Source organism: Bradyrhizobium sp. (genome assembly GCF_052389815.1).
Lineage (GTDB): Bacteria > Pseudomonadota > Alphaproteobacteria > Rhizobiales > Xanthobacteraceae > Bradyrhizobium.
This window is the reverse complement of the sequence record NZ_JBQTHN010000191.1, coordinates 1-9216: the sequence shown is the minus strand read 5'-3', so window position 1 is coordinate 9216 and position 9216 is coordinate 1. Positions and strand designations below refer to the sequence as shown.

Genomic DNA, 9216 nt, shown 5'->3' with positions numbered 1-9216 from the left:
TGGATGCCGAAATTGGAATCGCTGACCGACAGCCCGCACATCTGCATGGCGAGCGGCGCCGAGGTCATCACCAGGTTCATCATCGGATAGGCGACCACACCGCACAGCGCGGCGGCGATGAAGCGCGGCTGCCGCGCGATCTCGAGCAGCGGCCGCCCACCATGCAGGTCGGCAGCTTGCGGCTTCGGCGCATCGACGCCCGCCAGCACCACCGTCGCCACCAGTGCGACCGCCGCCTGTACCACGAAGCTGAAGGCGAACAGGTAGGGCGGCCAGATGTCCATGGTCCACTGCACGAGCTGCGGCCCGAGCACGCCGGCGAACACGCCGCCGGCCATCACCCACGATACGGCCTTCGGCCGGAACGCGGCGCTGGCGCCGTCGGCGGCGGCAAAGCGGTAGGATTGCGCGACCGCGCCGTAGAGCCCGCCGAGGAAGGTCGCCAGGCAAAACAGCCAGAAATGACCGCGCAGGATCGCGACGGCTCCGAGCGCGCCCGTGAGCACGCCGCATGCGGTGCCGATGAAGAACGCGACGCGGCGGCCATAGGCGCGCGAGATCCACCCCGTCGGCAAGGTGCCGCTCGCCATGCCCAGCACGTACATCGACAGCGGCACCGTCGCGAGCGAGACGTCGGGCGCCAGCGTCGCGCCGACGATCGATCCGGTGGCGAAGATCACGGCGGAATTGGCGCCGGTCAGCGCCTGCGCCGCGGCCAGCCGCCAAACGTTGCCGCGCGCCCGCGCGTCATCGGCGATCTCGTCGGTGGCTGTCATGTCGATCATCGGTATCCCCAGGAAGGCCCCCGGCCGGAGCGCTTTTTCGCCGGCAATATGAAGAGCGCGGGCGCGGCAATCAACCGCCGCAAACGGGCGCGCGCTATGCACGAAACCTCACTTGCCGCCTTGTCGCGCAGGCTTCTTGCCCGCCCGCTTTTCGGCGCGCACCGCGCCGGTCTTGCGGACTTTCGAACGCGGCTCCGCGAGATATGCGCGCGGAACGCGCGGCGCCCAGTCGAGCGCGGCGGTGGCGGCAACGCCAAAGAAGCTGGAGCGGCTCATCCCGAGCTCGGTGGCGCGGCGGTCAATCCGAGCGATCAGGCTTTTCGGCAAGTAAACATTCACCCGTTCGGACGGATCGGGTGGATCGACGCCGACGATGAAATAGGCGACCACGTCAGACCCCTTGGGCAGCACGATGCGCTCGACCGGCGTCGGCTCGGGCAGCGGCCTGCCCTGCTCGGCCCAGCCATCCACCGCCTGCGCCAGCGCCCGCTCCGCCCGCTCGATCGCCTCTTCCTGCGACCTGCCGCCGGCGACGCAACCGGGAAAGTCGGGAAACCAGGCGCCTAGCGCATCGCGCGGTCCGCGCTCCAGCACGGCCGGATAAAGCCGTCGTTTCATATCTGGCCTCCCTCGTGAGGTTATGCTATTTGACACACGTTGGTGTGTCAATTCACACATTGATAAGCAGGCCAGATGCGAGGACAATAGTCATGGATCCGCAAGCCGAACTCCGCGTCATACGGCGCGCCTACGCAAAGCAGATCCTGGCCGCCGCAACCATCGATAATCCCCGGCTGGCCGGCGCCTTCGCCGCAATCCCCCGAGAGGATTTTCTCGGCCCCGGTCCATGGCTGATGTGGCGCTGGACCCGCTATGTATCGACGCCGGAAGCTGACCCCGTTTACCTCTACACCAACGATCTTGTCGCGCTGGCGTCAGAGCGCAATGTCAACAATGGGCAACCGTCGCTGCACGCGCATCTCATGCATCAGGCCGGGCCTGTCATCGGCGAACATGTGGTGCATGTCGGAACCGGCGCCGGCTATTACACGGCCATCCTCGCGCATATTGTCGGGCCGTCCGGCCGGGTAACCGGGATCGAATACGATCCGGAGCTTGCCGCGAAAGCACGAGCCTGCCTCGCGCCCTATCCCAACGTCACAATTGTCGAAGGCGACGGCGCGCAAGTCCCGTTCGATGCCGCTGACATCATCTACGTCAACGCCGGCTGCACGCGGCCGGCGGAACGATGGCTCGACAGTCTCTCCGACGGCGGCCGGCTAATCCTGCCGATGACGTCAGACAAGGGATTTGGCGGCCGCTCTGAGCGAATAGAGCGGGCCGGCGCTGTCTTCCGTATCGAGCGTCGGGGCGAGGACTATCGTGCCTGGTGGATTTCGCCGGTCGCGCTCATTCCCTGTGCGGGCAACCGCGACGAGACGTCCGAGCGGGCCCTTGCCGAAGCGTTCGCCCGCGGCGGTTGGAACAAGGTGACGCGACTGTATCGCAATCGAGAGATTCCCGAGGAGCTTTGCTGGGTTCGCGGACAGGATTGGTGCCTCGCCTACGAGTGATCCACACCGGCCGTTTACGCAGGATTGCTTGATCGGGTGAACATCAGGATCAGGTTGTTGGCCGGCATCTCGAACATTTCGGCGAGCCGGAGGCCTTCGCGTTCGGCAAGCTTCGTGACGTCGCCGACGTCGCGCACGCCCCATTCCGGATACTGCTGGCGCAGGCTGGTATCGAACACCGCGTTGCTGATCGCGGTATGCCGGCCGCCGCGCTTGAACGGCCCGTAGAGAAACAGCCGTCCGTCCTCGCGCAGATGCCGAGCGGCGCCGGCAATCAGCCCCTCCGCGACGCGCCACGGGGCGATGTGGATGACATTGGCGCAGAAAATGGCGAGCAGCTTGCCGGGCGCGTGACCGTCGATGGCGGCCACCGACCAGGCGGGATCGGATAGATCGATCCGCTGCGGCGGGCGGATGTTCGAAAGGCCGGCCGCCGCGCGCCAGGCCGCAATGCTCGCAAGGTGCGCGGCGCTGAGATCGCTCGGCCACCAGGTGATGCCAGGACTATGCCGGGCGAAATACACCACGTGCTGCCCGGTGCCGCTGCCCGCCTCCAGCACGTCGCCGGTTTGCCCGGCGAGGAACCTCTCCAGCACCGCCCAGATCGGCCGGTGGTTGCGGTGGAACGCCGGCGCGTCCAGCCTTCCGTCCGGCTCGGCCGGCCGGCCGTCCCGGCCGAATTCGGTGACATGATGCGCCACAAGCTTCTCCTGCTCCGCTTTAGCGCGTCATGCGGCGCACTGCAAAAATCGGCTTTCCCGGCCGCCAATACCATGCAATCCGGATATTCCGGGCCCGGCCGATGGAACTGCGGGGCTGGAGTTGCTCCCGGCCTCAATGTGATAGGGTCGGGAATCGAAGCCCCCGCGGTGAACGCCATGATCTTCCGCCAGTTGTTCGACAGCGTCTCCGGCACCTACAGCTATTTGCTCGCCAGCCGCCACGGCGGCGAGGCGCTGATCCTCGATCCCGTGCTGGAAAAGGCCGACCGCTACTGTCAGCTGCTGCGCGAGCTCGACCTCAAGCTGGTCAAGGCGGTCGATACCCATCTGCATGCCGACCACGTCACCGGCCTCGGCGAACTGCGCGACCGCACGCACTGCATCACCATCATGGGCGAGCAGAGCAAGGCCGACGTAGTGTCGATGCGCGTGTCCGACGGCGACAAGGTGACCATCGAGGGCCTCACCCTCGACGTCATGTACACACCCGGCCACACCGACGATTCCTACAGTTTCCTGATGGGCGACCGCGTCTTCACCGGCGATACGCTCTTGATCCGCGGCACCGGCCGCACCGATTTCCAGAACGGCTCTTCGCGGGCGCAGTACGATTCCATTTTCAACCGCCTCTTGAAGCTGCCCGAGGAGACGCTGGTATATCCGGCGCACGACTACAAGGGCGACACCGTCTCCACCATCGGCGAGGAGAAGCGCTACAATCCGCGGCTGCAGGTCAAGTCGGTCGACGAATATATCGAGCTGATGGCCAACCTGAAGCTGCCCAACCCGAAGATGATGGACGTAGCTGTCCCCGCCAACATGCAGGTCGGCCTGCACCAGGACGAGCTCGCCAGACAGGGCCTGTCGATGACCGCGCGCGATGCCATCGCGAGCCTCGGCCGGCCGGAGATCCTGCTGGTGGATCTGCGCGAAACCGGCGAGCGCGCCAAGCACGGCACGCTGGCGGGCGCACTGCACGCGCCCTATGGCGGCATCGAGGAGAGCCTGAAGCCCGGCGGCATGCTGCGCGAGGTCGCGGCGGCGAGCGGTCGCCGCATCGTGTTCTTCTGCGCCTTCGGCGAGCGCTCGGCGATGGCGGTGAAGGCCGCCAAGGAAGCGGGCCTTGGCAACACCGTCCATATCGAGGGCGGCATGGATGCCTGGAAGAAGGCCGGCGGCCCGGTGCAGCACGCGTAGTGCACGCACTCCTTATTGCGCCACCCGCTTCAATTCCGCCGACAGCGCGTTCAGCGCATCCGCCAGCAGCACGCCGCCGCATTCGGTCATGCGCTCGGGAATCACGATGCGCTTCGACCTCGGATAGAAGCGCTCCAGTGCGGGATGCAGCAGGAAAGCGCTGCCGTCGTCCTCGGCGCGCTCGGTGGCGTCGGAGACGACGAGGAAATCCGGGCGCAGCTTGATGACCTCCTCCATCGAGACGAAGCCGCCGAAGCCGATGCCGAGCTCGCCGGCGGCGCTGACGAGGCCGGCTTCCGCCAGAATTGCGCCGACAAAGGAGTCGCGGCCCGGCACCCAGCCGCGGCGCGACAAGGGCAGCATGCGGAAATGCTTCCCGGCGGCCGCCCGTTTCGCGCCCGATATCGCCGCATCCAGCCGCGCGATTTCAGCCGTGGCGCGCTCGGGATGACCGGCGAGATCGCCCATCTGGCGGATCTGCTCGCGCACGTCGGCGAGCGTGCGCGGGACCGGGAATTCGACGAGGTTCTGGCCATTCGCCTTGAGAAGTTCCCGGGTCGAGCGCTTGTCGAAATCGCTGGCGGCGACCACGTCGGGCTTCAGCATCAGGATGTCTTCGGCGCCGCCGGAGAGGATCGGGAAGTTGCGCGCCCGCGCGCCGGCCCACTGCCGCGCGTCGCGCGAGAAGCGGCTGAGGCCCATGATCTGCGCGGGGTCGGCGATGGCGAGCAGGAGCTGGTCGGTGCAGATGTTCATGGAAACGATGCGCGGCGCGGCGGAAGCGCTCGCGGGCAGCGCCAACACCGCAACGACGACCGCATGCGTCAGCCGGCGGCGCATCAGACATCCGCCCATGGCACGATCACGGCCTCGTTCCGGTATTCGGCGCGGTAGGCGCTGATCCTGAACACGTCGCGCATCACCGCTTCGGAAAGCGCATCGACCGGCGCACCCTGCGAGACCAGCCGGCCCGCCGACAGCACCATGACGTGATCGGCAAAGCGGGCGGCCAGCCCGAGATCGTGCGTCACCACGATCACCAGCACACCGCCGTCGGCAGCCGTGCGCAGGCTGGTCATCACATCGATCTGGTGGCGCGGGTCGAGCGAGGCGATCGGCTCGTCGGCGAGGATGACCGGCGCTTCCACGGCGAGGACGCGCGCCAGCGCGACGCGGCTGCGCTCGCCGCCGGAAAGCTCCGTCACGCGGCGGTCGGCGAATTCCACCACGTCGGCCGCCTGCATGGCGCGCGATACGGCATCGATATCCCTCGCCGTCATCTGCGCGGGATCGGTCACGCCATGCGGAAAGCGGCCGAGCGCGACGATGTCACGCGCCGGCAGCGGCCAGTGCACGACATGGCCCTGCGGCAGATAGGCAAAGCGCTTGGCACGCTCGCGCAGCGACAGCGCGGAGAGTGCGTCGCCGCGGATGCGAACCGCCCCCGTGGAGGGCACGAGCCCGGCAAGGGCGCGCAGCAGCGTGGTCTTGCCGGCGCCGTTGGGTCCCACAAGCGCGACCAGATGGCCTGCCGACAGCGACAGCGAGACGTCGCTCAGCACCGGGCGGGCCGCGAGCAGCACTCCGAGATTTTGCGCCGACAGCAGCGTCATGCCACGCCTCCGCCGAGTGCGCGGCGCTCGCGCCGGATCAGATAGAGGAAGAACGGCACGCCGATGATCGAGGTCAGCACGCCGACCTTGATATCGGAAGTCGATGGGATGATGCGCACGGCGATGTCGGCGGCAAGCAAGAGCGCTGCGCCCGCCAGCGCGCTCGGCAGCAACAGGCGAGCCGGATCGTGGCCGATCAGGGGGCGCATCAAATGCGGCGCGACCAGTCCGATGAAGCCGATGGTGCCGGTGACCGCGACGGCACCGCCGACGCCGAGCGCAACGCCCAAGATCACCACCAGCCGCAGCCGCGCGACGTCGACGCCGAGGCTCTGCGCGGTCTCCTCGCCGAGACTCAGCGCACGGAACGCGCTGCGCCGGCTGAACAGGATGGCGCCGCCGAGCACGATGAACGGCAGCGCCAGCGCGACATGCTGGAAGCTGCGATCCTCCAGCGAGCCGAGCAGCCAGAAGGCGATCTCCAGCACCACGAAAGGATTCTGCGAGAGGTTCATCACCAGCGCCGTGGCGGCGCCCGCCAGCGCCGAGATCGCAAGGCCCGCGAGGATCAGGATCAGCAGGCCCGCGTTGCGGCCGGCAATCGTCAGCAACGCGAACACCGAGCCGAAGGCTGCCGCGATCGCCGCAATCGGCAGCGCCCAGGAACGCACATCGGCGAGCCCCAGCGCGATCACCGCCACCGCGCCAAAGGCGGCCGATTGCGGCGCGCCGAACAGCGAGGGCGAGGCGAGCGGATTGCGCAGCAGGCCCTGCAGCGCCGCACCGGACAGGCCAAGAATCGCACCAATGGCAAGGCCCAGTATCATCCGCGGCAGACGGATCTCGCGCACGATCACCTGCGCCACGTCGCCGCCGCCGCCGAACAGCGCCTGCGTGACGGCAACCGGTGACAGCCGAACTGCACCGATGCCGAGCGAAATCAGCGCCAGCAGCACGACCAGCAGCGACATCGCCAGCGTCACACCGAGGCGGCGGCGCGCGGCGATTTCGGCAACAATCGCAAAGCTCTCAACGCTCATTCAGATACCTGTCGCATCGACCTGTTGCAGGAATGACGCATTCGCCAAAAAGCTATTCGCAATGATTGCTCCCGGGCACAAGCCCCGCGAACAAAAAGCGTACCGCGCCTCCCCGCCGATTGACTCCGGTTCCGCCGCAATCCTAGATGCCCGCGACGGTTCCCTGTTTGGGGATCAAAAGGGAATGCGGTGCGGGGAGAAATCCCCAACGCCGTGGCTGCCCCCGCAACTGTAAGCGGTGAATCCTTCGTCTTATGCCACTGGGAAATCTCGGTCCTGGGAAGGCGACGAAGGGTAACGACCCGCGAGCCAGGAGACCTGCCGTCAGCCGTGGTCACACGCGAAGATGTCGGTCGGGGAGTACAGACATTAGTTTCGCCAAAGCTCGTTGGAGCAATGGTGGGCCCTGGTTCGCTGTGACGTGCCACTGACGTCATACCGAGGTCCGAACCATGTCTTCCGCCATTACAGCCGCCACGCGGCATCGCGCGGTCTTTCTCGCCACCACGTTCCTTGCGCTCAACACGACACTCGCCTGCGCGCAAACCGTTGCCTCATCCGAACTTCCGCCGGTCGCGGTATCGCCGCCGACCGACCAGAACAAGACCCGCGCCCGCCCGCTGAGCGATGAAGGCGGCGGCGCGCCGCGCCCGGCCCGCAGCGCGCGGCCTGCGCGCGGCAGCGGCACCGGAACGTCCGACGGCGCCGGCGCGGGCGGCACAGGCACCGGCGTCAGGCAGTTCAACGGCATCGTCGGCACTTCCTCCACGGTGATCACTGCCGAGGACATCGCCCATTCGCCCTCCAACAACCTGCCCGACATACTCGCGCAGGTGCCCGGCGTGCAGCTCACCTCGCTGTTCGGCAGCGCCGTCAACGGCGTGAAGACCGCCGTCGACCTCCGCGGCTTCGGCGCCTTCGCCACCGCCAATACGCTGATCCTGATCAACGGCCGCCGTCTCAACGACATCGATATGGCGCAAGTCGACCTCTCCACCATTCCGCTCAATTCGATCGAGCGCATCGAGATCACCCGCGGCAATTCCGGCGCCGTGCTCTATGGCGACAACGCGGTCGGCGGTGTCATCAATATCGTCACCAAGACCGGCGTCGGCGGCCCGCCGGTGGCGATCCGCGGCGAGGCCGGCGTGGGTTCGTTCAACACCCGCCTGGCCAATGTTTCCGCCTCGACCAATTACGGACCGTGGTCGACCTCGTTCTACGGCAATGCCATCAAGTCGGACGGCTACCGCGTCAACAACGCGCTCGACCAGAAGAACGGCATCGGCAACCTCAACTACACGACGCCCGATTTCAAGGCGTTCTTCACGGTGACCGGCGACGACCAGAAGCTCGGCTTTCCGGGCGGCCGCACAGTCGACCCCTCGATCGGAGTCAACCAGCTCGTCACCGATCGCAAGGGCACCAACACGCCGTTTGACTACGGCAATCAGCAGGGCGCCAGCGCCACCGCCGGCTTCACCAAGACCATCATTGAGGGGGTCGACCTGATCGTTGACGGCGGTGTTCGCGACAAGAAGCAGCAGGCCGGCTTCTTCGGCACCTCCATCAACATCCCCTTCAACTATGTCGATACCCACCTGCAGACCTGGTCGATTACCCCGCGTCTCAGCATAAAGAACTCGATCCTCGGCCTGCCGTCGCAGATTCTCACCGGCATCGATTATTACGACGCTACCTACCATTCGGACCGGCCGCAATTCAAAGGCGCGCCTCCGATCCATGTCTACGACCTGTCGCAGCAGACGCTGGCCGGCTACTGGCAGCAAACGATTGGAATTGCGCCAACCACCGACGTTTCCTATGGCGCGCGCATCCAGAACACGAGATTGAGCGCGCGGGATCGCTTGGATTTGACCGCTCCCGGCGCCTTCCCGGGCTTTGACGCCGAAGCGCTTCCGCTCAACAGCAGCGAAACGCAGTACGCGCTGCATGTTGGTCTCGAGCATCGCTTCAACAGCGTGTTCTCGGTATTCGGACGCGCCGCCCGCGCGTTCCGCACGCCCGACGTCGATGAGCGCGTATCGTCGGGCCCCTTGCTTCCCTTCCCCGTCTTCCCAGGCCCGCCGCAGGATTTCAGGCTCAAGACCCAAACCTCGCACGACGTCGAAGGCGGCTTCCGCCTCAAGTCCGGTGGCTTCCAGATGCAGACCAGCGCCTATCTGATGGACCTCGAGAACGAGATCCATTTCATCCCGGCGCTGTTCTACAACGTCAACCTCGACCCGACCCGGCGCACCGGACTGGAGACGGCCGCTTCCTAC

The 9216-nt window shown here is 66.6% G+C and carries 9 protein-coding genes and 1 riboswitch; of the genes, 3 read left to right on the top strand and 6 right to left on the bottom strand.

Features of this window, described 5'->3' with window-relative positions; all coding sequences use genetic code 11:
• Both ACT4OC_RS27090 and ACT4OC_RS27085 read right to left on the bottom strand, forming a co-directional pair.
• Window positions 1-785 (bottom strand): MFS transporter (locus ACT4OC_RS27090; protein WP_444842119.1); only part of this gene is annotated, 785 nt, incomplete at its 3' end.
• 108 nt (window positions 786-893) lie between these two features.
• Window positions 894-1403, bottom strand: coding sequence for a type II toxin-antitoxin system HicB family antitoxin (locus ACT4OC_RS27085; RefSeq protein ID WP_444842118.1), 510 nt, complete (start codon window positions 1401-1403; stop codon window positions 894-896).
• Window positions 1404-1495: 92 nt separating this feature from the next.
• Here ACT4OC_RS27085 and ACT4OC_RS27080 point away from each other — a divergent pair, with 92 nt between their 5' ends.
• Window positions 1496-2359: a protein-L-isoaspartate O-methyltransferase family protein gene (locus ACT4OC_RS27080; protein ID WP_444842117.1), complete on the top strand. Its 864-nt coding sequence runs from the start codon at window positions 1496-1498 to the stop codon at window positions 2357-2359.
• A gap of 14 nt (window positions 2360-2373) precedes the next feature.
• Here ACT4OC_RS27080 and ACT4OC_RS27075 read toward each other — a convergent pair whose 3' ends face one another.
• A complete protein-coding gene (locus ACT4OC_RS27075; RefSeq protein WP_444842116.1) occupies window positions 2374-3060 on the bottom strand; it encodes a DUF938 domain-containing protein in 687 nt (228 codons plus the stop codon).
• A gap of 177 nt (window positions 3061-3237) precedes the next feature.
• On the opposite strand from ACT4OC_RS27075, the gene ACT4OC_RS27070 reads away from it, so the two are divergent.
• Complete coding sequence (locus tag ACT4OC_RS27070) at window positions 3238-4278, top strand: MBL fold metallo-hydrolase (protein ID WP_444842120.1); 1041 nt, start codon at window positions 3238-3240, stop codon at window positions 4276-4278.
• Window positions 4279-4290: 12 nt separating this feature from the next.
• Here ACT4OC_RS27070 and ACT4OC_RS27065 read toward each other — a convergent pair whose 3' ends face one another.
• Genes ACT4OC_RS27065 through ACT4OC_RS27055 form a run of 3 tightly spaced genes read right to left on the bottom strand, consistent with a single transcriptional unit; the run spans window position 4291 to window position 6931 of the window.
• On the bottom strand, window positions 4291-5118 hold the full coding sequence (locus tag ACT4OC_RS27065) for an ABC transporter substrate-binding protein (RefSeq protein WP_444842115.1): 828 nt from the start codon (window positions 5116-5118) through the stop codon (window positions 4291-4293).
• Window positions 5118-5891, bottom strand: a complete 774-nt coding sequence (locus ACT4OC_RS27060; protein WP_444842114.1) for an ABC transporter ATP-binding protein — start codon at window positions 5889-5891, stop codon at window positions 5118-5120. Before ACT4OC_RS27060 ends, ACT4OC_RS27065 begins: the two co-directional genes overlap by 1 nt.
• Window positions 5888-6931, bottom strand: a complete 1044-nt coding sequence (locus ACT4OC_RS27055; protein ID WP_444842113.1) for a FecCD family ABC transporter permease — start codon at window positions 6929-6931, stop codon at window positions 5888-5890. Before ACT4OC_RS27055 ends, ACT4OC_RS27060 begins: the two co-directional genes overlap by 4 nt.
• A gap of 139 nt (window positions 6932-7070) precedes the next feature.
• Window positions 7071-7271: riboswitch (cobalamin riboswitch) on the top strand.
• Between the two features lie 112 nt (window positions 7272-7383).
• Here ACT4OC_RS27055 and ACT4OC_RS27050 point away from each other — a divergent pair.
• Window positions 7384-9216 (top strand): TonB-dependent receptor (locus ACT4OC_RS27050; protein WP_444842112.1); only part of this gene is annotated, 1833 nt, incomplete at its 3' end.

What these genes read in the sequence shown, in the direction of transcription:
- ACT4OC_RS27085 (WP_444842118.1), bottom strand. Translation starts at nt 1,403, where the DNA reads ATGAAACGACGGCTTTATCCGGCCGTGCTGGAGCGCGGACCGCGCGAT.
- ACT4OC_RS27080 (WP_444842117.1), top strand. Translation starts at nt 1,496, where the DNA reads ATGGATCCGCAAGCCGAACTCCGCGTCATACGGCGCGCCTACGCAAAG.
- ACT4OC_RS27070 (WP_444842120.1), top strand. Translation starts at nt 3,238, where the DNA reads ATGATCTTCCGCCAGTTGTTCGACAGCGTCTCCGGCACCTACAGCTAT.
- ACT4OC_RS27065 (WP_444842115.1), bottom strand. Translation starts at nt 5,118, where the DNA reads ATGCGCCGCCGGCTGACGCATGCGGTCGTCGTTGCGGTGTTGGCGCTG.
- ACT4OC_RS27060 (WP_444842114.1), bottom strand. Translation starts at nt 5,891, where the DNA reads ATGACGCTGCTGTCGGCGCAAAATCTCGGAGTGCTGCTCGCGGCCCGC.
- ACT4OC_RS27055 (WP_444842113.1), bottom strand. Translation starts at nt 6,931, where the DNA reads ATGAGCGTTGAGAGCTTTGCGATTGTTGCCGAAATCGCCGCGCGCCGC.